A 23,059-nucleotide genomic window follows, 5' to 3' on the forward strand; every position below is an offset into this window, starting at 1 on the left:
CCCGGGGAGGGACGGGGGAACGGCCGCAGACAGTGGAGGAACGCGACCGGATGGGGTTCTACGGGTGAGAAATCGGCAATGTGGGTGGCGACCTTTAGCGTGACGGCCATCCGCTGCCGCCTAACAAAAGGGCTGTCGCAGCGGGATTCACTCGTTGTTTCCACCCGGACGGGGGCGGCGGCGATCCGCCGCCGCCCGCCCGCCGGGCGTCCCCTTCCCCTCGGCGGCTTCGCGTCTGAGCGCTGACCAGCACAGATCGCCGCTCGTCAGCCAGGCGCCGCACCGCCTCGACAAAGGGTGGAATCGGGACCTACCCGCTCACGCATCCGGGTAATCATGTGTCGATATTCACCTGCATGGACGAATAGACCTCAGTTGTCCAAAGTGTCCTGACAGGCGAGGTCACCCAAAAGTCAAGGGATGGTTATCCGTGTCGGTGCATAAGGACCCGACGCGCGGTCGCGTAGGCGCTCGGGACGATCAGCGCGAGGTCGGCAGCACGGTGACCCCGGCGACCAGCGGAGGCAGCCCGGCCGCGGTGGCGATCAGGTCCAGCCAAGCCTGGAAGTGTGCCTCGAAGGCCGCCTGAGCCTGCGCCTCGGTCCACTCGCCTTCGCCGGTGCCACCGCCGACACCATCCCCGGCTCCGGTCCCGGACGGCGCCGCCGGGGTCCAGGATGCGCGCAGTTCGACCGACGTGCTCGCCGGGCGCTCGGCCAACTCGCCGAACGACATGGACGCGGAACGCGAGACCGTGCCGCCGAGCACCGCGTGCCGGGCCGCGCGCTGGTCCAGCGCCTCGGTGAGCCAGGACCAGGCCACGTCCGGCAGCAGCGGATCCTCGGCGATCTCGGCCTCCAGGTCGGCCTGCGCGAGCGTCACGCAGCGGAACACCCCGCGCCACTCGTCCTGGCCCTGCGGCTCGTAGAGCACGACGAAGCGGCCGGACGCGATCTCGTCGCCGTCCGGATCGCACACCGCGACCGACACCGCGTGGCTGAAGGTGGCCAGCCGTCGCGGCGGCGGCAGCGCCTCCAGTTCGAACTGCGGGCGCAGCGGTACCGCGGCGATCCCCGCGATCGCCCCGCGCAGCGGCGGCGGCAGCGCCGCCTCCGATTGCGGTTGGGCGGTGCGGAACCCGTGGTGCCCGCGGTGCGCGTCGGCCATACCGGCAGGGTACGTCCGCGCCGCATCGGTTCGCGCCGCGCCGCGCGGAGGCCGGGGGAGTGACTTGTGAAAGTCATCACACAATGTGGCGGCGGCTTGTGCCGACCACCGTGCCGCAGGAGGTACGAGGCGTGGGAGGATCGGGGAGTGAACGGTGCGACCCCGACCCCGCCGGCTTCCAGCCCGCAGCGGACCGAATCGGCCTTCCTGCTCGCCTGCCGGCGCCGACCGGTTCCGCACACCCCGGTGTGGTTCATGCGCCAGGCCGGACGGTCGCTGCCGGAGTACCGCAAGCTGCGCGAGGGCGTGCCGATGCTGACCTCGTGCACGATCCCGGAGATAGTCGCCGAGATCACGATGCAGCCGGTGCGCCGCTACGGCGTGGACGCCGCCATCTTCTTCAGCGACATCGTGCTGCCGCTCAAGGCGATCGGACTCGGCCTGGACATCAAGCCGGGGGTCGGCCCGGTGGTCGAGCAGCCCTTCCGGACCGCGGCCGACCTGGACCGGCTGCGGGTGCCCACGCCCGAGGACCTGTCCTTCATCACCGAAGCCGTGCAAATGCTGACCGCCGAACTGGGCCCGACTCCGCTGATCGGCTTCGGCGGCGCTCCCTTCACCCTGGCCAGCTATCTGATCGAGGGCGGCCCTTCGCGCGGCCACGAACAGACCAAGGCGATGATGTACGGGGCGCCCGACCTGTTCCACGCGCTGCTGGACCGGCTCGCCGACATCACCGCCGCGTTCCTGAGCGTGCAGCTGAGCGCGGGCGCCGGCGCGGTGCAGCTGTTCGACTCCTGGGTCGGCGCCCTGGCCCCGGTCGACTACCGCGCGCACGTCATGCCCGCTTCGGCGAAGGTGCTCGACGCGGTGGCGCGGTTCGGCGCGCCGCGCATCCACTTCGGGGTCGGGACCGGCGAACTGCTCGCACTGATGGGCGAGGCCGGCGCGGACGTGGTCGGCGTGGACTGGCGGGTTCCGCTGAACGAGGCCGCGCACCGGATCGGCCCGGGCAGGGCGGTGCAGGGCAACCTGGACCCCGCCGTCGTATTCGCGCCCTGGGAAGCCGTCGAAGCGGCCACGCGCCGGGTCCTGCGCGACGCGGAAGGCGTGGAAGGACACGTGTTCAACCTGGGGCACGGCGTCGGGCCGCAGACCGATCCAGACGTGCTGGCCCGAATCGTCGAGCTCGTACACGAGGCGACCGAGGGCGTCGCCGCCCGGAACTAGCACGGAGGCCGATGACGGCGATGAGCTCCCCGACCGCTTTCCCCGACGCGTCAGCGTCCGCGTCCAAGCCCGCAGGCGACCGGCTGGCCGTCGTCGGCGGCGGCATCACCGGCCTGGCCGCGGCCCAGGCCGCCGCCCGTGACGGCTGGCGGGTGACCCTCCTCGAAGCGGACACGCGCGCCGGCGGGAAGCTCGCGCTCGGCGCGGTCGCGGGCGTGCAGGTGGATCTGGGCGCCGAATCGCTTCGGGCCCGGCGGCCCGAGGGCACCGGCCTGGCGCGGGAGGTCGGCCTCGGCGAGGACGTGGTTCACCCGGCGACCACCGCCGCCGGCATCTACTCTCGCGGCGAGCTGCATCCGCTGCCCGGCGGACAGATCATGGGCGTACCCGGAGACCTGCGCGCGCTGGCCGCCAGCGGGCTGCTGAACGCCGCCGCGCTGGCGCGGGTACGGGCCGATCGGCTGCTGCCGCGCACGCCGGTCGAGGGCGATGTCGCGGTGGGCGAGTACGTGGCCAAGCGCCTCGGGCGCGAGGTGGTGGACCGGGTGGTCGAGCCGCTGCTGGGCGGCGTCTACGCGGGCCACGCGGACCGGCTCTCGCTGGCCGCCACGGTGCCGCAGCTGGCCGCGCTGGCCGCGGCCGGCACCTCGCTGGCCAACGGCGTGCGCGACCTGCTCATGACCCGCTCGGCGAGCGACGCGGGCACCGCGACACCGGTGTTCGCGGGCATCCGCGGCGGCGTGGGCCGGTTGCCGTCCGCGGTGGCCGAGGACGCCCGCGGGCACGGCGCCGACGTGCGCATCGGCACCGGTGTCAGGACGCTGATCAAGACGTCCGGCGGCTGGCGGCTGGAGCTGTCCGACGGCACCGCGCTCGACGTGCACGCCGTGCTGCTGGCCGTTCCCGCGCCGGAGGCCGCGCGGCTGCTCTCCGGACACGCCGAGACCGCCGTCCGGCAGCTCGGCGGGATCGAATACGCCTCGATGGCCGTGATCACCCTCGCCTTCCCGGCGGCCGCGCTCGGGCCCGAGGGCCTGCCCGGTTCCGGCTTCCTGGTGCCGCCGGTGGACGGCCGCACGATCAAGGCGGCGACCTTCTCCACCGCCAAGTGGCCCTGGATGGCGCACGCGGCGGGGAACCTGGTCATTCTGCGCACGTCGCTCGGCCGGCACGGCGAGGAGCGGGACCTCGACCGCGACGACGAGGACCTGGTCAAGGCCGCGCTGTCGGACCTAGGAGAGGTGATCACGATGGCCGCCGCGCCCGTCGACGCGCACGTGCAGCGGTGGATGAGCGCTCTGCCGCAGTACGCCGTCGGGCATCTCGACCGCGTGGCCGCGATCCGCGCCGCACTGCCCGCGGGCATCGCGGTGGCCGGAGCCGCGTACGACGGCGTGGGTATTCCGGCGTGCATCGCCTCCGCACGCAACGCATTCGACACCATAAAGGAAGGACGCGAGCAGCCATGACCGAGGCCGCGCCGATCAGCCGCAAGGCCCGCGAGCTGAACGAGGTGATCCGCTACACCGCGTGGTCCGTGTTCCGGGCTGCCGGACCGCTGCCGCAGGAGGGACGCGCCGCCTACGCGCAGGAGGTCGAGGAGCTTTACGCCGAGCTGGCCGAGAAGGACGTGGTCGTGCGCGGCACCTACGAGGTCTCCGGCCTGCGCGCCGACGCCGACCTCATGATCTGGTGGCACGCGGAGAGCGCCGAGGCGCTTCAGGACGCGTACTCCCGCTTCCGCAAGACCGGGCTCGGGCGCGCCTGCGCGCCGGTGTGGTCGAACATGGCGGTGCACCGGCCGGCGGAGTTCAACAAGAGCCACATCCCCGCCTACCTGGCCGGCGAGGCGCCCCGCGCGTGGATCGCGGTGTATCCGTTCGTGCGCTCGTACGAGTGGTACCTGTTGCCCGACCCGGAGCGCCGCACGCTGCTGGCCGAGCACGGCATGATGTCCCGCGAGTACCCGGACGTGCGGGCCAACACGGTGCCCTCGTTCGCGCTCGGCGACTACGAGTGGATCCTCGCCTTCGAAGCGGACGAACTGCACCGGATCGTGGACCTGATGCGGCACCTGCGCGGCTCGGAGACCCGGCGCCACGTGCGCGAGGAGGTGCCGTTCTTCACCGGCCGCCGCCGTGCCGTCGAGGAGATCGTCGACGCGCTGCCGTAGCCGGGCCACGGGTCCGGCGCCGCAGCCGGCTCACCTGCGCGGTTGCTGCTGCGTGATGCAGTGGATCCCGCCGCCGCGGGCGAAGATCGGGCGCGCGTCGACGAACTCGATCTTGCGTTCCGGCAGCAGCCGGGCGAAGATCTCGGCGGCCTGCTCGTCGCGCGGATCGTCGAACCCGCACATGAGCGTCAGGCCGTTGGCCAGGTAGTGGTTGACGTAGGAGTAGTCGACCGGCTCGCCGTCCTGCTCCAGCACCGTCGGCGCGGGCAGTTCGACCACTTCCAGGCGGCGGCCCCGCGCGTCGCTCGCCGCGCGCAGCAGCGCCGCGTTCTCCTTGCAGGCCTCGTGATCCGGATGCGCCGGATCCGGCTGCGTGTGCACCACCACGACCCCCGGCTTCACGAAGGCGGCCACGACGTCGACGTGCCCGCGCGTGCCGAACTCGCCGTAGTCGCGGGTCAGGCCGCGCGGCAGCCACAGCACCTTGCGCACGCCCAGGAATCCGCGCAGCTGCTGCTCGACCTGTTCGCGGGTCCAGCCCGGATTGCGGCCGGGGTCGAGTTGCACGGTCTCGGTGACCAGGACGGTGCCCGCGCCGTCCACGTGGATGCCGCCGCCCTCGTTGACCAGCGGCGAGGCGAAGCGGTGCGCCCCGGCCAGCTCGGCCACGCTCTCGCCGATCTCGCCGTCCCTGCCCCACTTCGCCCAGGACTGCCCGCCCCAGCCGTTGAAGACCCAGTCCGCGGCGGCGAGGCCGGCCGGTTTGCCGGCGCGGGCCGGGCGGGTCAGGAAGGTGGGGCCGATGTCCCGCATCCAGGCGTCGTCCAGGGGCCGCTCGACCAGCGTGACGGCCGGGTCGAGCCAGCGCCGGGCCGAGGCGGCGGCCGCCGCGCAGGGGTCGACCACCATGGTGACCGGCTCGTGTCGGCAGATCGTGTTCGCGACCTGCGACCAGGCCCGGTACGCCTCGTCGGGCTCGTCGCCGAGCGTGTAGCCCTCGGTGGGCCAGGCCATCCAGGTGCGCTCGTGCGGCTGCCACTCGGCCGGCATGGCGTATCCGTGCTCTGCTGGTGTGGACATGGCGGCGCGCGGCTCCTAGAGGAAGTAGAGGCGGGAGAGGGGAACCCAGTGCGCGGGTGTCGACTCGACCGGCCGGCCGTCGAGGGTGACCAGCCCGGTGGCCGGGTCGACGCGGACCGCGCCCGTGCGGCTGTTGCGGACCATCGCCGCGGGCCCGATGCCGCGGGTGCCGCGCACGGCGACCCGGCGTCGGCGCGTCGGCATCCGATCCGCCGACAGCTGCGCGGCCGCCTGCGCGACGAAGGCGACGGAAAGGTCGGCGGCGGTGGCGCCGTGCGCGCCGAACTGCGGGCCGTAGACCAGCGGCTCGCAGCGGTCGGTGGATGCGTTCGGGTCGCCGACCACGCCGTAGGCCGGGAAGCCGGCCTTGAGTACCAGGTTCGGTTTGGCGGCGAAGGAAGCGGGATGCCACAGCACGATGTCGGCGAGCTTGCCGACCTCCAGCGTGCCGATCTCGTGAGCCAGACCGTGCGCGATGGCCGGATTCACCGTCAGCTTCGCGATGTAACGCAGCACCCTGTCGTTGTCGTTGTCGTTGTCGTTGTCGTTCACCGTCGCGCCGCCGCCGCCGCGCGCCGCGCCCGAGTCGCGTTCGGCGGCCAGGCCGTCGATCTGCGCGCCGCGCTCCGCCTTCATCTTGTCCGCGACCGCGAAGGTCCGGCGCACCGTCTCCCCGGCGCGGCCCATGCCCTGCGCGTCGGAAGAGGTGATCGCGATGACGCCCAGGTCGTGCAGCACGTCTTCCGCGCCCATGGTCCCGGCCCGGATCCGGTCGCGGGCCAGCGCGGCGTCCCCAGGCAGGTCGGGTTTCAGCCCGTGCGCGGAGACGATCATGCCGAAGTGCTCGCCGAGCGCGTCGCGCCCGAACGGCAGGGTGGGGTTGGTCGATGAGCCGATCACGTTCGGTTCGCCGGCGAGTCGCAGCACGTCGGGCACGTGCCCACCGCCGCAGCCTTCGATGTGGAACGCGTGAATGGTGCGCCCGTCCAGCACGGACAGCGTGTCCTCGACGCTCAGCGCCTCGTTGAGGCCGTCCGTGTGCACCGCGACCTGCACGTCGTAGTCCTCTGCGACACGCAGCGCGGTGTCGAGCGCGCGGGCGTGCGCGCCCATGTCCTCGTGCACCTTGAAGCCGGACGCGCCGCCCTCCGCCAGCGCCTCGATCAGCGGTGCCGGGTGCGAGGAGGAACCGCGGGCGAGGAAGCCGATGTTCACCGGCCAGGCGTCGAAGGCGTTGAAGGCGTGCCGCAGCGCCCACGGTGAGTTCACTCCGACGCCCCAGACCGGGCCGAACTCCTGGCCGATGATCGTGGTCACCCCGGAGGCGAGCGAGGCCTCCATGATGCGTGGCGAGAGCAGGTGCACGTGGGTGTCGACGGCCCCGGCGGTGGCGATCAGGCCCTCGCCGGAGACGATCGCGGTGCCGGTGCCGACGACGACGTCCACGCCGCCGAGGGTGTCCGGGTTGCCGGCGCGGCCGATCGCGTGGATCCGGCCCGCGCGAACGCCGATGGAGACCTTGCGGATGCCCAGCGCGGTGTCGATGACGACGACGTTGCTGATGACCAGGTCGCAGGTCTGCGCGACCGAGGCGGCCTTCAGGTGCAGGCCGTCGCGGGCGGTCTTGCCGAATCCGGCCAGGAACTCGCCGCCGGGTTCCTGCGCGTCGTGTTCGACCTCGATGACGAGGTTCGTGTCGCCGAGCCTGATCCTGTCGCCGGCGCGGGCGCCGTGTACGGACACGTAGTCGCGGGGGTCGAGGCCGGTCACCGCGCGCCGTCCTCGGCCGGCAGTTCCATTGCATAGCCTTCCGCTTCCGCCCGCGCGATGGCCGCCGCGCGCGCGCCCGGGGCGTCCAGTGGTCCGTCGACCAGCCCGGAGAACCCGATGGCGATGCGCGCCCCGCCGATCGGCACGAGGGCGACGCGCACCTCGGTTCCCGGTTCGAAGCGGACGGAGGAGCCGGCCGGGATGTCGAGCCGCAGCCCGTACGCGGCGGCGCGGTCGAAGGCGAGGCGGCGGTTGACCTCGAAGAAGTGGAAGTGGCTGGTCACCGAGATCGGCACGTCGCCGGTGTTGCGGACGGTGAGTGTCGCCGCGGGGTGAGTGCCGGCTGCGTCACCGTGACCGTCCCCGTGACCATCGTGGTCGTGGTCGTGGCCGTCCGCGTGACCGTCGCGGTCGCGGTAAGCGCGCTCGCCCGCGTGCGCTGCGCCGTTGCGTTCTTCGCGCAGGAGGATCGCTCCCGGCGCGCGTCCGCCGAGCGAACCGGCGCCGGCGAACGGTTCGCTGATCACGGCCAGCCGCGTCCCGTCGTCGAAGACCGCCTCGACCTGGACCTCGGTGACGATGTCCGGTACGCCGGGCAGGACTTCGGCGGCGGACAGCACGCTGCGCCCGGCCTCGATGGCTTCGGACAGCCGCAGCCCGTCCCGCGCCGCTTCGCACACCGTGTCGGCGATCAGCGCGACCGCCTCCGGGACGTTGAGCAGCAGTCCGCGCGCACGCCGGTCCCGGGCCAGCTGCGCCGCGCTGTACAGCAGCAGCCGGTCCCGTTCGGTGGGGGTCAGGCGCATCCGGGCTCCCGCGTGGACCACGAGTCGGCGTGGAAGGTGGAAGACCGCGCGACGGCGACAGCCGGGCTGCCGCACAGCGCGGTCGGCTGCGTTCCAGCCAACCGCATCCCCGGCGCCTGCGCAAAGGATCTCGCGGGCCAGGTTGTGCCGGTTTCTCCGGTCCGCCTGGCGAACTGCAAAGCCGTCGTCGCCTACTCGTCCGCCGGTTCCAGGGCCAGGCTGATCGAGTTTCCGCAAACCCCAGTGTCGCCGGACGGTGCGCCGTGACGCTTCAGCGTGTTCGCGAACCCGCAGCTTAAGCCCCGCCGCATTCGCTGGCACCGGCCGCGGGATCTGAGATGGTCTTCGCGCAACCCGCGGTGTGCTGACACGGAGAGCAAAGGCCCGTCCGGGGCTTTCCGAGTCTGGGCGAGGTGGGGTTTCAAAGATGACATTTGTCCCGAGCACGCCGGAATCGGTAGATCCGCCGCGCCCCATACTGCGTTGGTCCTACACTCGCTTCGCCGACACAAGTGCCGCGTGAGGCAGGGCACATGGTTCGCTGAACGGAGATCGGGTACAGTTTTGACTATACCGAGGCGGCCGAACTGTCCGGATTGCGGGCGTATCGTCTATGAGACTGGGACGCATCACATGATCGAGGCGGACATCCCCCGCGGAGGACTATCTGCGCAAGCTGGAGTCCTCCCGAAACGCCAAGGACCGCAGACGAGTTGCGGACATCGCGATCCTGCTTGAGGAGTACGCCGACAACGAGACGCTAGAGGTCCCACGCGAGCTCAACGATCTGCGCGACGGGATCCGAGAGCTCAAGCCTGGCGACGTACGTCTGCCGTTCTTCGAAGTCCCCCGCACCCGGTCCGGCGCGATCCGTTTGACGCACGGCTTCCTCAAGCGCACATGGCTGGCGCCTCGCCAGGAGATTGACAAGGCTCTGTGGGTACGAACGCAGGACGTGGAGGTGGACGAACGCCGTGACCAGTCTATATGACCGCCTCGCGCGCACCGAGGATGGCAGTCGGCACCTTGCCGCCGCCCGGCTGCGCCATGAGGTACTCAAGCTCGTACATCGCGCTCAGCGTGCCTCCGGGCTCAACCAGGTTCAGCTGGCCAAGAAGCTCGGCGTGCGCAAGTCTGCGGTGAACCAGGTATTACGCGGTGACGGTAACCTGCGCATCAACACCCTCGCAGAGTACTTGCACGCGACTGGGTTCGAAATGACCGTCGAGCTCGTGCCAGCTGGGCAGCCGCGTGAGCACGTGCTGCTGCGGCGCACGCTGCTCTCGCTCGAGCCTATGGGCCAGCATCTTGCCGGCGCTGCCGTGGCTCCGGGCGGGCGCGAAAACGTGCTGGCCGCCGTGATGCTCGCCGGGACGATCCCTCTTTACACCGACCAGAGAGGCACCTGGTCCGGCGCGGTCGGTGCCACGACAGCCGCCTCTGCCGCCGCGCAACGCGCGATCTACCGCCCGCAACTTCAGCCGATCGTCGTAGGGGCACCGCAGTGAGCGAGCCGGACGAGCAAGTTCTGCGGGCCGTTGACGAACTCGCCCAAAAGGCACCGCTTGGCGCGCTGGACGTCGTCGAATGCCACGCCATACGGTTCTCGCCCGATGCGGCCAGCGGCTTTACCTCGAATCTTGACGCGGGCATCACCCCGGTCGACGGTGGCCTTGTCGTGCGCTTCACGTTGACCACGAAGGTCGTCACCGGCGACGGAGGCCCAGAAGTCGCTGAGATCAAGGTTGGTATCGGTCTCGCGTACACCATCGCTGACTTGCCGGATCCCACCGGGCTCGTCGTCGGCAATTTCGTCGCACGAATCGCTTTCAAGGACGCGTATCCGTACCTGCGGCAGAACACGCACGAACTGGCGACGAGGATCGGTCTGGTGGGCGTGATGCTCACGACTCTAATCCCCCCTCCGACCTTCGGGACGCTAGTTCCCAGACAAGACGCGTCGGCAGATGACACTCGGCAAGATTTGGGCAGAGATGTCGTGTGACTATCTGGCGATATTAGGCATGTCGCCGCCCACGGCCGCATAATCTTGCTCGATCGCTGATCCATATACGGTTGACGGACACGCATGCGCAGACCGCTCGCTGAATTGGCGCAAGCGTGCGCAGCGCAGCCTCCCAGTGTGGCCGCAGGCGCCTACTCACGAAAAACTCGTCAACCGCGCTGCATTGCCCGGCACACGGCGTACGCGGGTAGCCTCGGCGGTATGCATGAGATGCTGCGCGCTCGCGGCCGGGGTCGACATGGCGCTGGTGTCCAAGCGGATCGGGCACTCCTCGACGACGATCACCGCTGACCTCTACCAGCACCTGTTGGCGGGTGTCTCGCGCGGCGCCGCCGAGAAGGCCTCCGCGCTGGTACCGCGAAAACGGTGTGAGCAATCGAGTCCTTCGGCATCAACAACGTGGCGCTGGTGGACCTCCGCGCTGGTACCGCGAAAACGGTGTGAGCAATCGGTGACCAACCCGGCCACCGTGACCAAATCAGCCGTCGATGCGCGCGTGTCCCCGCTGGTCAGGACTCCGGCGCTTCGTCGACGGGCTCCATGGTCAGACTGATCGAGTTGATGCAGTAGCGCTGGTCGGTCGGCGTCGGGTAGCCCTCACCCTCGAAGACGTGACCGAGGTGCGAGCCGCAGCGGGCGCAGCGCACCTCGGTGCGCACCATGCCGAACGCGCGGTCCTCGATCAGCTCGACCGCCTTCGAGTCCGCCGGGTCGAAGAAGGACGGCCAGCCGCAGTGCGAGTGGAACTTGGTCTCGGAGCGGAACAGTTCGTTCCCGCAGGCCCGGCACTTGTACACGCCGACCGTCTCGGTGTCCGTGTACTCGCCGGTGAACGCCGGTTCGGTCCCCGCCTGCCGCAGCACGCGGAACTCCTGCGGGGAGAGCTCGGCCCGCCACTCGTCTTCGGACTTCTTCACCTCGTACGTCATGTTTCGAGCGTAAGGCCCGTGCGGTCGTCGTCGCATCGCTCGGACGGTTCGGTCAGCGAACGGTAATACGCGACCGTCACGAATCGGTGGCGTGGCCCGCCCGCGGATTCGCCACGAGATGCCGGGTGAACAGGAAGCCATCCTCGACCAGCAGCGTGTGCAGGGCCAGCGGCAGCGGCGGTTCGAACAGCCGCCCGTCGATGACGCGCATCGCGTGGCCCCCGATCAACTGCGGGGACAACGCGAGGCACAGTTCGTCCAGGCGGCCCGCGTGTGCGACCGCGGCGAGCAGGTGCGGGCCGCCCTCGCACAGGATGCGTCCGCGGCCGGACTCGGCGAGCCGGTCGATGGCGAAGGCCAGGTCCGCGCGACCGGTGCCCGCGATCAGCACCTCGCCGGCCGCGTGCGCCGCCTCCAGGCGGTCCGGCGGCGCGTCGCCGACCGTGATCGTGATGGTGGGCACGACCGCCTCGCGGTAGAGCGGCGCGTCGAAGTCGAGGTCGAGGCTGGCGCTGACCACAGCTATCGTGGCGGCGGGCGGCTGCCCGGCCGCGGCGCGGGCGCGCGCGTATTGCTCCCGGGGTACGGCGGGCTGCCGGTATCCCTCGGTGCGCACCGTGGTCGCGCCGACGAGTATCACGTCGGCCAGCCCTCGCAGCGCCCGGAAGACCTTCTTGTCCGCCTCGCCGGACAGCCCCGCCGACTTGCCTTCGGCCTGGGCCGCGCCGTCGGCGGAGGAAACCATGTTCGCGCGCACCCAGCGGCGGGCGTGGCCCGGGTAGGCGTACACCACGGCCAGATCGGGTTCGACGTCTCGGTTCGGTCGCGGAATCAGTTGGCGCACATCCTCAGCGTGGCACAGCGCGCCCGCGGCCGCAGCCGTCCCCGCGGGCCGCCCGGCCGCGCTCGTGCCGCGCGGCCGGCGGGCGCCGGTGCTGCGCTGGTCGCCGCGCACCGCTGAACGGTGACCGGTGAAGTGGGAGAATCGCATCAATGACCGAGCGCACGGCTCGGCTGATCGAGGAGTGGGCGCGTGGCGAAGTCTGGAGGCAAGGCCAAGAAGAAGGACGGCGCGAAGGACGGCAAGAAGGATCACGCCGAAAAGAAGGACGCGGCCAAGAAGGCCAGGGCCGAGGGCACGGGTAAGGACACGGGTAAGGACACGGCCAAGAAGGACGGCGGCAAGAGCGAAGCGGCCAAGAAGAAGGACGGCGCGAAGGACGGCGGCAAGAAGGCCAAGGCCGGGGCGGCCCGGACACAGCGGCTCGTCGAGCAGGTCGCAGAGCAGATACTCACCGCCGAACTGGACCGGGTCAACTCCGAACCGCAGCCGCAACCGCTTGACCAGCCGCAACCGCTTGACCAGCCGCAGCCGCTTGAGCAGCCGTTTGAGCAACCGCAACCGCAACCGCAACTGCTGGAGCAAGCCATCGACGTGCACACGCCGCTGAGCGACCAGCTGCGGATTCTCCTCGGACCTGTGGACCTCGCGGACATCGATCCGGGCGCGACGCCCGGCGCGGTCTCGCACGAACAGACCGAGGACGAACTGCCCAAGCTCGCCGCCCGTCTTGACGACCTGCAGCGGCGGCTGTTCGCCGCCGCGCAGGGCGGGCACAGCACACGCAGGGTGCTGCTGGTGTTGCAGGGCATGGACACCTCCGGCAAGGGCGGCACGGTGCGCCACGTCGTCGGGCAGCTGAACCCGAACGGCATCCGGCTGACCGCGTTCAAGGCGCCCACCGAACAGGAGCGCGAGCACGACTTCCTGTGGCGCATCCGCAGGGCCCTGCCGGAACCGGGCGAGATCGGCATCTTCGACCGCTCGCACTACGAGGACGTACTGATCGCGCGGGTGCGCAAGCTGGTGCCCCCGATGGTCGTCGGCCGGCGCTACCAGCTGATCAACCGCTTCGAACAGCAGCTGACGGCGGAAGGCACGGTGCTGGTCAAGTGCTTCCTGCACATCTCACGCGACGAGCAGATGCGGCGGCTGCTCGCCCGCCTGGACGACCCGACGAAGCGTTGGAAGTACAACCCGGGAGACGTGGACGAACGGGCGCTGTGGCCCGAGTATCAGGAGGCTTACCGTCGGGCGCTGGAGAAGTGCTCCACCGACGAGGCGCCCTGGTACGTCGTGCCGGCCGACCACAAGTGGTACCGCAACTACGCGATCACGCGGCTGCTGATCGAGGCCCTGGAGCGGATCGACCCGCAGTATCCGCCGGGTGACTACGACGTCGAGGTCGAGCGGGAGCGGGTGCTGGCTTCCGGCTGACGGCCTGCGCGTAACGCTCCAACAGCAACCGCACGAGGTCGGCCGGCGGCTCGTCGTCGGGCGTAGCCAGCGGCGCGGCGATCGGGACCGCGGCGGCCAGCACGTCGGCGCGCACCCGGTCGTACAACAGTCCGGGCGCCAGGAAACGCGAGGCGACGGCGATCCGGGCGGTGCCGCGCGCCCGCAACGCCGCGATGGCGTCGAGGGTCGCGCGCGGCGCCGCGGTGGCGCTCGCGACCACGAGGCCGAGTTCCGGGTCGTCGGCGTGCACCCCCTGCTCGCGCAGCCGGTACGCGAGCGCGCGGTCGAGCAGCGGATCCGGCCCGAGCGGCGGCGCGACGATGAGCCGCACCGGGCGTCGCAGAGCATCGCCGGCCCGCGCGGTCACCGCCGGCACGTCGTGCCCGACGTGGTAGCCGTGGCCGAGGAACAACGGCAGCGCCACGACCCGCGTCACGCCGCCGGCGTCTTCGTGCTCTGAGAGCAGGCTGGCGAGCGCGTCGGGCACCCGCGGGCGGCTCAGATCCAGGAAGCCCAGGGCGGTGCGCAGGCCGGGCCGTCCCCGTCGCACCGCGTCGAGCAGCCCGGCCAGCGCCGCGGCATGCCGAGGATCGCGCGAGCCGTGGGCGATGGCGAGCAGAGCGGGCGGTTCGGTCATGGCCTCGGTCCGGTCGGTCGGCGGGATCGGTGCGTGGTCAGCTTCGACTCAGTCCCCTCGTACGCAGCAGACGGCGTTCGAGCGGGGCGAAGAAGAGCTGGTTGATGCCGATGCCGATGATCAGGATGATGATGATCGAGCCGAGCGCCAGCGGCAGGTCCAGGTTCTCCTGCGCGAACTTCATCACCTGGCCCACGCCGGGTCCCAGCTGCGGGGAGATGGCGATCAGTTCCGCCGCCATCAGCGAGCGCCAGGCGAAGGCCCAGCCCTGCTTCATCCCGGAGACGTAGCCGGGCAGCGCCGCCGGGATCAGCACGAAGCGCACCGAGTCCAGGCCGCGCGCGCCGAGGTTGCGCCCCACGCGCAGGTAGATCGGCGGCACCCGGTCCAGTCCGTCGATCAGGCCCACCGCGATCGACGGCACCGCGCCGAGCAGCACCACCGTGTAGATCGTCGCCGGGCTCACCCCGAACCAGATGATGCCGATCGGCACCCACGCCACCGACGGCAGGTTCTGCAACCCGGACAGCAGCGGCTGCACCGCCGCGCGCAGCGGCGCGATCCGCGCGATCAGCAGGCCCAGCACGGTTCCGATCAGCACCGAGGCGGTGAAGCCGATCGCCGCGCGGTACACCGAGTCCCAGACCGCCGCGCCGATCCGGCTCGGACCCCACTCGGCGACCAGTGAGTTCCACACGTCCCCCGGGCCGGGCAGCATGATCTCGCCGGAGCGCACGTGCGCCCAGACCAGCACGTCCCACACCAGCACGATCGCGGCCAGCGCGACGGCGGGAGGCAGCAGGCGCGAGAGCACGATCCGCCACCACGGGCGCCGGTCCGAGACGGCCGCGCTCTCCAGCGCGTCGAGGCCCGCTTCGAGCCTGGCGAGGGACTGCTCGCCGTCATCGGCCGCGGCCGGCACGGGCGCCGGGCCGGCCGCCGTGCCAGGCGCCACGGCGCCAGGCAGCGCCGTGTCACGAGCCGCTGTGTCACGGGCCGCTGTGTCATGAGCCGCTGTGTCATGAGGCATGGCCGGACGCCCCCTTGTCCACGCCGACCCGGCCGTGCCGGGTGATCTCGCGGTGCAACTCGTCGGTGATCTCCCGGGCCAGTTCGGCCACGTCCGCGTCCTCGATCCGGCGCGGCTGCGGGATGTCGACCCGCCACTCGCGCGCCACCCGCCCGGGCCGGGAAGAGAGCATCACGACCCGCTGCCCGAGCCGCACCGCCTCGCGCACGTTGTGCGTGACGAACAGCACGGTCACCCCGGTTTCCTGCCACAGCGCGGTCAGTTCGCCGTGCAGCACGTCGCGGGTGATCGCGTCGAGCGCGGCGAAGGGCTCGTCCATCAGCAGCACCGCGGCCTGCTGCGCCAGCGCGCGGGCGAGCGCGACGCGCTGGCGCATGCCGCCGGACAGTTCGTGCGCGCGCTTCTTCGCCGCGCCTTCGAGCCGGACCAACCGCAGCAGCCGCTCCGCCTCGGTGCGCCGCCGCGCCTTGTCCACTCCGCGAAGCCGCAGCGCCAGCTCGATGTTCCCGGCCGCGGTCAGCCACGGAAACAGCGCGGACTCCTGGAACATCAGCGCCGCCCGGCCGCCGCTGACCTCGATGGAACCGGAGCTGACCGGGTCCAGCCCCGCGATCAGGTTCAGCAGCGTCGACTTGCCGCAGCCGGACGCGCCGAGCAGGCAGACGAACTCGCCGGGCGCGACGGCCAGGTCGATGCCGTCGAGCACCGGCGTGCCGGTCTGCTTGCCGAACCGTTTGGTCACGCCGGTCAACCGCACGGCCGTCTCGGTCAGCGTCCGGGCTTGCGCAGCTTCGTCGATCGTCAGGGTCATCTCGCTGTTCCTCTCCTTGGTCCGCCGCCCGGCGCTCGTGGCGCGGCCGGCGGGGCGGGGCGGGAAGGCTGGTGGGTCTGGCAGGCATTCGGTCGGTCGGTCGGTGGTCGGTCGGTCTGCCGGCCGGTTTCTCGGCGCGTCTGCTGTTCGCGCGCTACTGGCTGCCGAGTCCCGCGGACGAGACGGCCGGGTCGCCCGCCGCGGACAGCGCCTGGTTGAGCAGGGTCAGGTCGTAGATGCCGTTCAGCGGGGTGGGCTTGAGCAGCCCGTCGGCGACCGCGTGGTCCAGGCTTGAGCGCAGCGAGGACGCCTCCGGGTCGTCGGTGACGTTCTCCTCGGCCCAGGCCCGGGTGATCACCGCGTCCCTGAGCGACTTGCCGGTCAGCGACTTGATCGTGGTGTTGACCAGAGCGGCCGCCTCGGCCGGGTCGGCGGTGATCCAGGCGTTCGCGGCGAGCTGCCCATCGATCAGGGCCCTGACGGTCTGTGGGTGCGCCCGGAGGAAGGTGGAGGAGACCGCCAGGTTCGTGGTGGCGAACCGGCCGCCGGGCCACAGCGTCTTCTCGTCCACGAGAACGTGCCCCTTGCCCTCGACGACCAGGCGCGAAGCCCACGGCTCGGGCACCCAGGCGCCGTCGATCTTCCCGGCCTCGAACAAGGTGAGCGAGGTGGCGTTGTCGGTCGGCGAGATCTTCACGTCGCCGCCGCCCTGCTGGTCGGTCGCGTAACCCTGCTGCTTGAGCCAGTAGCGCAGCGCCACGTCCTGGGTGTTGCCCAGCTGCGGCGAGGCGAGGGTCTTGTCCCTGAGGTCGGCGGTCGAGTTGATCTTCGAGGAGACCACCAGTTCGGCGCCGGCGTTCTGCGCTCCGGCGACGATGGTCAATCCGCCCTTCGACTTGACCCAGGCGTTGAGCGCGGAGGACGGCCCGGCGTAAGCGGCGTCGAGCTTGCCGCTGAGCAGCGCGGTCATCTCGTCCGGGCCCGCGTTGAAGATCTGCGTCGACAGCTTGGTCGAGCCGAGCTTCTGCGCGAAGAAGTCCTTCGCGACGCCCACGATCGCGGTGGTGTGCGTGACGTTGGCGAAGTAGCCCAGGCGCACCTCGGCGGCAGGGGCGCCGGAAGCGGGAGCCGAGCCGTCCGCGGCGACCGCGGTGCTGCTGACCGGCGAGGCGGCGTGCGCACAGGCCGCGGTCAGTGAGAGGACGGCCAGAGCGGCGATGCCGAGGACCGCGCGTCTGACGGGATGGGGGGCGGATCGCGAGCCGTGGGCGATATGAAGCGGGGACACGTGGATTCCTCGTTGTGCGCCGAGCGAGATCAGGACTCTGAGCTGTTCCGGTGCGGACGGGCCGAACCGCGGCGTGGCGGGCGTCGGATGCGCCGGCCGCGGGCTCTCGCCGGAATCAGAGGTCTCCGGTTCTCTCAGCGCGCGGCTCGGCGGTGCGAACCGGTACACCCGCTCAGCCGACCCGTCTCCCGCGGGTGGATCGCGCCGGCGATCCCGGCGAGTATGAAGTCAGGCACCTGTTACACCCCGCCCGCGGCCGCGGCGGTGGTGGCGGCGGCGGCGGACAGCGGCGTGCCGACCATGCCGGCGGTCAGCGTCGCGCCGTCGCTCGGATCGATCAGCAGGAACGAGCCGGTTCGCCGGTTGTCGGTGTAGTGGTCGAGGGCGAGCGGCGCCGCGGTGCGCAAGCTCACCCGGCCGATCTCGTTGACCGACAGCGAGTCGGCGTCGTGCTGCTCCGCGAGGGTGTCGATGTCGAGGCGCGCGTCCAGCGAGCGCACGATCGCGTTGACCGTCCTGGTGCCGTGCCGCAGCAGCACCCTGTCTCCCGGGCGCAGCGGCCGGTCGGACAGGTGGCACACGGTCGCGGCCACGTCCTGCGTCGCCTGCGGGGCGTGCGCGGCCGGGGCGATCACGTCCCCACGCGAGACGTCCAGGTCGTCGGCCAGGCGCAGGGTGACGGACTGCGGCGCGAACGCGACCTCGACGTCCCGCTCGCCGAGCCGGTCGATCCCGGCGATCGTCGAACGCTGACCCGAGGGCAGCACCACCACCTGGTCGCCCGGCCGCAGCACCCCGGAGACCAGTTGCCCGGCGTAGCCGCGGTAGTCGCGGAACTCGCCGGGCGTCTGCGGCCGCAGCACGTACTGCACCGGGAAGCGTGCCGGGTGCGCGGCCGGATCCTCCTCCACGTCCACCGCCTCAAGGTGTTCCAGCAGCGTCGGGCCGCCGTACCAGTCCATCGAGGCGGACGGCTCGACCACGTTGTCCCCGGCCAGCGCGCTGATCGGTATCGCGGTCACGTCCGGCACGCCCAGCCGCGCGGCGTACGCGGTGAACTCGTCCGCGATCGGCGCGAACACCGCCTCGTCGTAGCCGACCAGGTCCATCTTGTTCACCGCGAGCACCACGTGCGGCACCCGCAGCAGCGCCGCGACGGCCGCGTGCCGCCGGGTCTGCTCGACCACGCCGTTGCGCGCGTCCACCAGCACCACGGCCAGTTGCGCGGTGGACGCCCCGGTGACCATGTTGCGGGTGTACTGCACGTGGCCCGGGGTGTCGGCGAGGATGAACCTGCGGTGCGGGGTGGCGAAGTAGCGGTACGCCACGTCGATGGTGATGCCCTGCTCGCGTTCGGCGCGCAGCCCGTCGGTCAGCAGCGCGAGGTCCGCGCCGGTCAGGCCGCGCTCGCGGGAAACCCGCTCGACCGCGTCGAGCTGGTCCGCGAACACCGCCTTGCAGTCGTGCAGCAGCCGCCCGACCAGCGTGGACTTGCCGTCGTCGACCGAACCGGCGGTGGCCAGGCGCAGCAGGGATACTTCCGTGGGCGTGGCGGTGTCCATGTTTAGAAATACCCCTCGCGCTTGCGGTCTTCCATGGCGGCCTCGGACAGCTTGTCGTCGGCGCGCGTCGCCCCGCGCTCGGTCAACGTCGAGGCGGCGATCTCGCGGATCACCTGATCGATCGTCACCGCGTCGGACTCCACCGCGCCCGTGCAGGACATATCGCCGACCGTGCGGTAACGCACCAGGCGCCGCTCGACGGGTTCGCCGTCCTTCGGGCCGCCCCAGTCACCGCCGGTCAGCCACATGCCGGCGCGCTGGAAGACGTCCCGCTCGTGCGCGAAGTAGATCTCGGGCAGTTCGATCCGTTCGCGCTCGATGTACTGCCAGACGTCCAGTTCGGTCCAGTTGCTCAGCGGGAAGACGCGCACGTGCTCGCCGGCGCGGTGCCGGCCGTTGTACAGCTGCCACAACTCAGGGCGCTGACGGCGCGGATCCCAGCCGCCGAACTCGTCGCGCAGCGAGAACACCCGCTCCTTGGCGCGGGCCTTCTCCTCGTCCCGGCGACCGCCGCCGAACACCGCGTCGAACCGGCTGCCGGTGATCGCGTCGAGCAGCGGCACGGTCTGCAACGGGTTGCGGGTGCCGTCCGGGCGCTCGCGCAGCCGGCCGTCGTCGATGTAGTCCTGCACCTTCGCCACGGTCAGCCGCAGCCCGTGCCGCTCGACCGTGCGGTCCCGGAAGGCGAGCACCTCGGGGAAGTTGTGCCCGGTGTCCACGTGCAGCAGGCCGAACGGCACCGGCGCCGGCCAGAACGCCTTGAGGGCCAGGTGCAGCATCACGATCGAGTCCTTGCCGCCGGAGAAGAGCAGCACGGGGCGTTCGAACTCTGCCGCGGTCTCCCGGAAGATGTGCACGGCCTCTGATTCGAGCGCGTCGAGGTGTGATTGGCGCAGTCGCGACGGGACTTCGGCCAGGACGGTCACGCGGGCCTCCTTCGTCGGTATGGGCTCGGTCTCGGTCACGTGTGCAGCCCGCATTCGGTCTTCGCCAGCCCCGCCCAGCGCCCGGCGCGCGGGTCCTCGCCGGGCAGCGGGCGCCGGGTGCACGGCTCGCAGCCGATCGAGGTGTAGCCGTCGAAGAACAGCGGGTTGATCAGTACCGCGTGCTCGGCGATGTAGGAGTCGACCTGGTCCTGAGTCCAGGCCGCGAGCGGCGAGATCTTGACCATTTCGCGCTTGGCGTCGTAGTCCACCACCCGGATGTCCGCGCGGGTCGCCGACTCCTCGCGGCGCATGCCGTTGATCCAGGCCGTGTACGGCTTCAGGCCGCGCTCCAGCGGCTCGACCTTGCGCAGGGCGCAGCAGCGGTCGGGGTCGCGCTCGTGCAGCCGCGGGCCGTGGTCGGCGTCCTGCTGCGCGACGGTGCGCAGCGGCGTGATCGACAGCAGATTCACCTGGTACGCCTGGGCCACCGCGTCGCGGGTGCCGAGGGTCTCGGCGAAGTGGTAACCGGTGTCCAGGAACAGCACGTCGATCCCGGGCGCCGCGGCCTGCGCCAGATGCACCAGATGCGTGTCAGCCATCGATGACGCGACGACGAGGTCGTCGCCGAAGCTGTGGCGGGCCCAGGCGACGATCTCGGCCGCGGGAGCGTCGGACAGGCGCGCGTTCGCCTCATCGGCGAGCGCGCGCAGTTCGGCCCCGGTCGGCGCCGCGTTCATGCCCCGGCCCCGAGCTTCAGGCCGATGAAGGAGACCTCGAAGACGCGCGCGCAGGCACGGCAGTTCCACGCGCGGTGGCTGGAAGGTTCGGGACGCAGATCCTCGTCCCCGCAGTAGGGGCAGTACTGGGGCGCGGCGCGCTGCTCGCCGGCGCCGTCGAATCCGCCGGTGCCGCGTTCGGGATGGTTTGCGCTCACGGGTCCGATCCTTTGGTTCGGTCGGTGCGCGAAACGCGGCGTCGAGGCCGGGGTGAATGCCCAGGGATGGAGTCCGGCCGACGCGCCACGCACCCGCGCTGACGTGTCCGGGATCGCCCGGACACGCTGCTGACTGTCTTTTCTGACTGTCTTTTCGCTGGTGGTGCGGTTTATCGCATCGGCATACAGACTGCGCTGGAGACGCGCTTGTAGTCGACGTGGCGTCGAGCTACGAGGGCGATTCCGGCGCGGGACATGCATCGAGCGTGCCATCGCTGCGGCGTCCCGTCCAGCACGTATCATCATCCGGACGGCGTGGACGTATGTTGAGACGTTTGGGGCGTGAGCGGCGCGAAAGCAGCAACGGTCCGCAGGGGAATGAAACGGGGCGGTCCCGCCGACGTCTCGACGGGACCGCCCTGACCGCACCCGGTCCGGCATCCGAGACGAATCGTCTCGGGCAGCGTGCCTGGCGCGGGCCCAACGACCTTCAGGAGAGCTGCTGCTCCGTGGCGCGCGCGGTCCAGGCCGCGAAGGACTCGCCCGCCCTGCGGTCCGCCTGGTAGTTGCGCAGCACCCGCTCGACGTAGTCCGCCAGCTCCGCGGCGGTGATCTTCAGGCCGCGCACCTTGCGGCCGAACGAGCCGGTGGAGCCCGCGCCGGAGGCGTCCTCCGATTCGGCGTCCGCGCCGAAGTGCCCACCGAGGTGGACCTGGAAGCCCTCCACCTGGTCGCCGTTCGCGTCCTGCACCAGCTGGCCCTTCAGGCCGATGTCCGCCGTCTGGATCCGGGCGCACGAGTTCGGGCAGCCGTTGACGTTCAGCGTGATCGGGGTGTCGAAGTCCGGCAGCCGCTTCTCCAGTTCGTCGATCGTGTCCGAGGCCAGCGCCTTGGTCTCCACGATCGCCAGCTTGCAGAACTCGATCCCGGTGCAGGCCATGGTGTGCCTGCGGAAGACCGAGGGGCGCACCTGGAGGTCGAGCGTCTTGAGCTCGCCGACCAGCCATTCGACCCGGTCGCCGGGAACGTCGAGGATCAGCATCTTCTGGTCGGGGGTGGTGCGCACGCGGTCCGAGGAAACCGCCTCGGCCAGGTCCGCGACCCGGCCGAGCGTCGCGCCGTCGATCCGCCCGACCCTCGGGCAGAAGCCCACGTAGTACCGGCCGTCCTTCTGCTCGTGCACGCCCACGTGGTCGCGCTGGGTCGCCGGAACGAACGGCGGCGGCGGGCCGTCGATCAGGGTGCGATGCAGGTACTCGCTCTCCAGCACCTCCCGGAACTTCGCCGCGCCCCAGTCCGCGACCAGGAACTTCAACCGCGCCCGGTTGCGCAGCCGGCGGTAGCCGTAGTCGCGGAAGATCCCACAAATGCCGGCCCACACGTCGCCGACCTCCTCCAGCGGCACCCACACCCCGAGCCGCTTGGCGAACTGCGGGTTCGTGGACAGCCCGCCGCCGACCCAGACGTCGAAGCCCGGGCCGTGCTCGGGGTGCACCACGCCGACGAAGGACACGTCGTTGGCCTCGTGCACCACGTCCTGCATGCCGGAGACCGCGGTCTTGAACTTGCGCGGCAGGTTGGAGAACTCCTTGGAACCGACGAACCGGCGCTTGAGTTCCTCGAGCGCGGGGGTGGCGTCGATCACCTCGTCCTTTGCGACGCCGGCGACCGGTGAACCGAGCATGGCCCGCGGGGTGTCGCCGCACGCCTCGGTGGTCTGCAGGCCGACGGCCTCCAGGATCTTCCAGATCGCGGGCACGTCCTCGATGCGCACCCAGTGCAGCTGGATGTTCTGGCGATCCGTCACGTCGGCGGTGCCCCGGGCGTACGCAGCCGAGACCTGGCCGATCGCGCGCAACTGGGCGACCGTCAGCTGGCCGCCGTCGATGCGCACCCGCATCATGAAGTACTCGTCGTCGAGCTCATGGGGTTCGAGCACCGCGGTCTTGCCGCCGTCGATTCCCGGGCGGCGCTGCGTGTACAGACCCCACCAACGCATCCGGCCGCGCAGGTCCTGGCCGTCGATCGAGTCGAAGCCGCGGTGCGCGTAGATGTTCTCGATCCGGGCGCGTACGTTGAGGCCGTCGTCGTCCTTCTTTGCCTGTTCGTTCGGGTTGAGCGGGGTGAAGTGCCCCTTGGCCCACTGGCCCTCGCCGCGGTGGCGTTTCACCAGGTGGGGGCGCACGCTCCCCGGGGGCGCCGCGGCGCCAGACGTGCTCGACTCGGTCATCCTCGTGTCCTTCGCGATGAGGGCATTCACTGCCGAGGGTGCCAGTCACCGCGCGCGAGCGTCCAACCCTGTCCAGAATGCGAGCCACAATGTGAGACGAATGGGGACATGAAGAACGGCGGCGGACGTCGCGTCCGCCGCCGTGTGTGGTCGTTCGCCCG

22 protein-coding genes are annotated in these 23,059 nt (G+C 71.1%); 7 read left to right on the top strand and 15 right to left on the bottom strand.

Features of this window, described 5'->3' with window-relative positions:
* Positions 1 to 480 precede the first annotated feature (480 nt).
* The gene (locus tag KGA66_RS08525; RefSeq protein WP_211466436.1) at positions 481 to 1,167 is read right to left on the bottom strand and encodes a DUF3000 domain-containing protein; all 687 of its coding nucleotides are present in this window, start codon (positions 1,165 to 1,167) and stop codon (positions 481 to 483) included.
* Positions 1,168 to 1,314: 147 nt separating this feature from the next.
* Between KGA66_RS08525 and hemE the strand changes: the two genes are divergently transcribed.
* From hemE to hemQ, 3 genes are read left to right on the top strand one after another with little or no spacing between them, the layout of a single operon-like run.
* Positions 1,315 to 2,397 (top strand): uroporphyrinogen decarboxylase, encoded by a 1,083-nt coding sequence (gene hemE / locus KGA66_RS08530; protein ID WP_312886818.1) that lies wholly within the window; start codon positions 1,315 to 1,317, stop codon positions 2,395 to 2,397.
* Positions 2,398 to 2,417: 20 nt separating this feature from the next.
* Positions 2,418 to 3,866 (top strand): protoporphyrinogen oxidase, encoded by a 1,449-nt coding sequence (gene hemG, locus KGA66_RS08535; RefSeq protein ID WP_211466440.1) that lies wholly within the window; start codon positions 2,418 to 2,420, stop codon positions 3,864 to 3,866.
* On the top strand, positions 3,863 to 4,570 hold the full coding sequence (gene hemQ / locus KGA66_RS08540) for a hydrogen peroxide-dependent heme synthase (protein WP_211466442.1): 708 nt from the start codon (positions 3,863 to 3,865) through the stop codon (positions 4,568 to 4,570). The genes hemG and hemQ overlap by 4 nt, the downstream gene beginning before the upstream one ends.
* Positions 4,571 to 4,600: 30 nt before the next feature.
* Here the strand turns inward: hemQ and KGA66_RS08545 are convergent, their stop codons facing one another.
* From KGA66_RS08545 to ureA, 3 genes are read right to left on the bottom strand one after another with little or no spacing between them, the layout of a single operon-like run.
* Positions 4,601 to 5,650, bottom strand: a complete 1,050-nt coding sequence (locus KGA66_RS08545) for an agmatine deiminase family protein (RefSeq protein ID WP_211466444.1) — start codon at positions 5,648 to 5,650, stop codon at positions 4,601 to 4,603.
* Positions 5,651 to 5,665: 15 nt separating this feature from the next.
* Entirely contained in the window at positions 5,666 to 7,420 is a 1,755-nt protein-coding gene (locus tag KGA66_RS08550) for an urease subunit alpha (RefSeq protein ID WP_211466446.1), read from the bottom strand.
* A complete protein-coding gene (gene ureA, locus KGA66_RS08555) occupies positions 7,417 to 8,226 on the bottom strand; it encodes an urease subunit gamma (protein ID WP_211466448.1) in 810 nt (269 codons plus the stop codon). Before ureA ends, KGA66_RS08550 begins: the two co-directional genes overlap by 4 nt.
* Before the next feature lie 12 nt (positions 8,227 to 8,238).
* Here ureA and KGA66_RS08560 point away from each other — a divergent pair, with 12 nt between their 5' ends.
* The 3 genes from KGA66_RS08560 to KGA66_RS08570 all read left to right on the top strand — a co-directional run bounded on the left by KGA66_RS08560 (position 8,239) and on the right by KGA66_RS08570 (position 10,231).
* Entirely contained in the window at positions 8,239 to 8,493 is a 255-nt protein-coding gene (locus tag KGA66_RS08560; RefSeq protein ID WP_211466450.1) for a hypothetical protein, read from the top strand.
* Between the two features lie 707 nt (positions 8,494 to 9,200).
* The gene (locus tag KGA66_RS08565) at positions 9,201 to 9,734 is read left to right on the top strand and encodes a helix-turn-helix domain-containing protein (RefSeq protein ID WP_211466452.1); all 534 of its coding nucleotides are present in this window, start codon (positions 9,201 to 9,203) and stop codon (positions 9,732 to 9,734) included.
* Complete coding sequence (locus KGA66_RS08570) at positions 9,731 to 10,231, top strand: hypothetical protein (RefSeq protein WP_211466454.1); 501 nt, start codon at positions 9,731 to 9,733, stop codon at positions 10,229 to 10,231. The genes KGA66_RS08565 and KGA66_RS08570 overlap by 4 nt, the downstream gene beginning before the upstream one ends.
* Before the next feature lie 530 nt (positions 10,232 to 10,761).
* Here the strand turns inward: KGA66_RS08570 and msrB are convergent.
* On the bottom strand, positions 10,762 to 11,181 hold the full coding sequence (msrB, locus tag KGA66_RS08575) for a peptide-methionine (R)-S-oxide reductase MsrB (protein WP_211466456.1): 420 nt from the start codon (positions 11,179 to 11,181) through the stop codon (positions 10,762 to 10,764).
* A 76-nt stretch (positions 11,182 to 11,257) separates the two neighbouring features.
* Positions 11,258 to 12,025, bottom strand: coding sequence for a pyrimidine reductase family protein (locus tag KGA66_RS08580; RefSeq protein ID WP_211466493.1), 768 nt, complete (start codon positions 12,023 to 12,025; stop codon positions 11,258 to 11,260).
* 189 nt (positions 12,026 to 12,214) lie between these two features.
* Here KGA66_RS08580 and KGA66_RS08585 point away from each other — a divergent pair, with 189 nt between their 5' ends.
* Positions 12,215 to 13,459 (top strand): polyphosphate kinase 2 family protein, encoded by a 1,245-nt coding sequence (locus KGA66_RS08585; protein ID WP_312886820.1) that lies wholly within the window; start codon positions 12,215 to 12,217, stop codon positions 13,457 to 13,459.
* Here KGA66_RS08585 and KGA66_RS08590 read toward each other — a convergent pair.
* The 9 genes from KGA66_RS08590 to KGA66_RS08630 form a co-directional block, all read right to left on the bottom strand.
* Positions 13,356 to 14,117 (bottom strand): sirohydrochlorin chelatase, encoded by a 762-nt coding sequence (locus tag KGA66_RS08590; RefSeq protein ID WP_211466458.1) that lies wholly within the window; start codon positions 14,115 to 14,117, stop codon positions 13,356 to 13,358. The two genes, KGA66_RS08585 and KGA66_RS08590, sit on opposite strands and share 104 nt — an antisense overlap.
* A gap of 37 nt (positions 14,118 to 14,154) precedes the next feature.
* Positions 14,155 to 15,072 (bottom strand): ABC transporter permease, encoded by a 918-nt coding sequence (locus tag KGA66_RS08595; protein ID WP_312886821.1) that lies wholly within the window; start codon positions 15,070 to 15,072, stop codon positions 14,155 to 14,157.
* Positions 15,073 to 15,136: 64 nt separating this feature from the next.
* Entirely contained in the window at positions 15,137 to 15,958 is an 822-nt protein-coding gene (locus KGA66_RS08600) for an ABC transporter ATP-binding protein (protein WP_211466461.1), read from the bottom strand.
* Between the two features lie 154 nt (positions 15,959 to 16,112).
* Entirely contained in the window at positions 16,113 to 17,246 is a 1,134-nt protein-coding gene (locus tag KGA66_RS08605) for an ABC transporter substrate-binding protein (protein ID WP_312886822.1), read from the bottom strand.
* A gap of 239 nt (positions 17,247 to 17,485) precedes the next feature.
* Positions 17,486 to 18,808, bottom strand: coding sequence for a sulfate adenylyltransferase subunit 1 (locus KGA66_RS08610; protein ID WP_211466463.1), 1,323 nt, complete (start codon positions 18,806 to 18,808; stop codon positions 17,486 to 17,488).
* Positions 18,809 to 18,810: 2 nt separating this feature from the next.
* On the bottom strand, positions 18,811 to 19,734 hold the full coding sequence (cysD, locus tag KGA66_RS08615; RefSeq protein ID WP_369015835.1) for a sulfate adenylyltransferase subunit CysD: 924 nt from the start codon (positions 19,732 to 19,734) through the stop codon (positions 18,811 to 18,813).
* A 35-nt stretch (positions 19,735 to 19,769) separates the two neighbouring features.
* Entirely contained in the window at positions 19,770 to 20,471 is a 702-nt protein-coding gene (locus KGA66_RS08620; RefSeq protein ID WP_211466467.1) for a phosphoadenylyl-sulfate reductase, read from the bottom strand.
* On the bottom strand, positions 20,468 to 20,668 hold the full coding sequence (locus KGA66_RS08625) for a hypothetical protein (protein WP_211466469.1): 201 nt from the start codon (positions 20,666 to 20,668) through the stop codon (positions 20,468 to 20,470). The genes KGA66_RS08620 and KGA66_RS08625 overlap by 4 nt, the downstream gene beginning before the upstream one ends.
* Positions 20,669 to 21,158: 490 nt before the next feature.
* The gene (locus tag KGA66_RS08630) at positions 21,159 to 22,898 is read right to left on the bottom strand and encodes a nitrite/sulfite reductase (RefSeq protein ID WP_211466471.1); all 1,740 of its coding nucleotides are present in this window, start codon (positions 22,896 to 22,898) and stop codon (positions 21,159 to 21,161) included.
* Between the last annotated feature and the right edge of the window lie 161 nt (positions 22,899 to 23,059).

Origin of the sequence: Actinocrinis puniceicyclus, assembly GCF_018283645.1 — a bacterium.
Lineage (GTDB): Bacteria > Actinomycetota > Actinomycetes > Streptomycetales > Catenulisporaceae > Actinocrinis > Actinocrinis puniceicyclus.

Excerpts from the sequence above, each read along its gene's own strand:
- KGA66_RS08525 (WP_211466436.1), bottom strand. The coding sequence starts at position 1,167 with ATGGCCGACGCGCACCGCGGGCACCACGGGTTCCGCACCGCCCAACCG.
- hemG (WP_211466440.1), top strand. The coding sequence starts at position 2,418 with ATGAGCTCCCCGACCGCTTTCCCCGACGCGTCAGCGTCCGCGTCCAAG.
- hemQ (WP_211466442.1), top strand. The coding sequence starts at position 3,863 with ATGACCGAGGCCGCGCCGATCAGCCGCAAGGCCCGCGAGCTGAACGAG.
- KGA66_RS08545 (WP_211466444.1), bottom strand. The coding sequence starts at position 5,650 with ATGTCCACACCAGCAGAGCACGGATACGCCATGCCGGCCGAGTGGCAG.
- ureA (WP_211466448.1), bottom strand. The coding sequence starts at position 8,226 with ATGCGCCTGACCCCCACCGAACGGGACCGGCTGCTGCTGTACAGCGCG.
- msrB (WP_211466456.1), bottom strand. The coding sequence starts at position 11,181 with ATGACGTACGAGGTGAAGAAGTCCGAAGACGAGTGGCGGGCCGAGCTC.
- KGA66_RS08590 (WP_211466458.1), bottom strand. The coding sequence starts at position 14,117 with ATGACCGAACCGCCCGCTCTGCTCGCCATCGCCCACGGCTCGCGCGAT.
- KGA66_RS08600 (WP_211466461.1), bottom strand. The coding sequence starts at position 15,958 with ATGACCCTGACGATCGACGAAGCTGCGCAAGCCCGGACGCTGACCGAG.
- KGA66_RS08610 (WP_211466463.1), bottom strand. The coding sequence starts at position 18,808 with ATGGACACCGCCACGCCCACGGAAGTATCCCTGCTGCGCCTGGCCACC.
- KGA66_RS08620 (WP_211466467.1), bottom strand. The coding sequence starts at position 20,471 with ATGAACGCGGCGCCGACCGGGGCCGAACTGCGCGCGCTCGCCGATGAG.
- KGA66_RS08630 (WP_211466471.1), bottom strand. The coding sequence starts at position 22,898 with ATGACCGAGTCGAGCACGTCTGGCGCCGCGGCGCCCCCGGGGAGCGTG.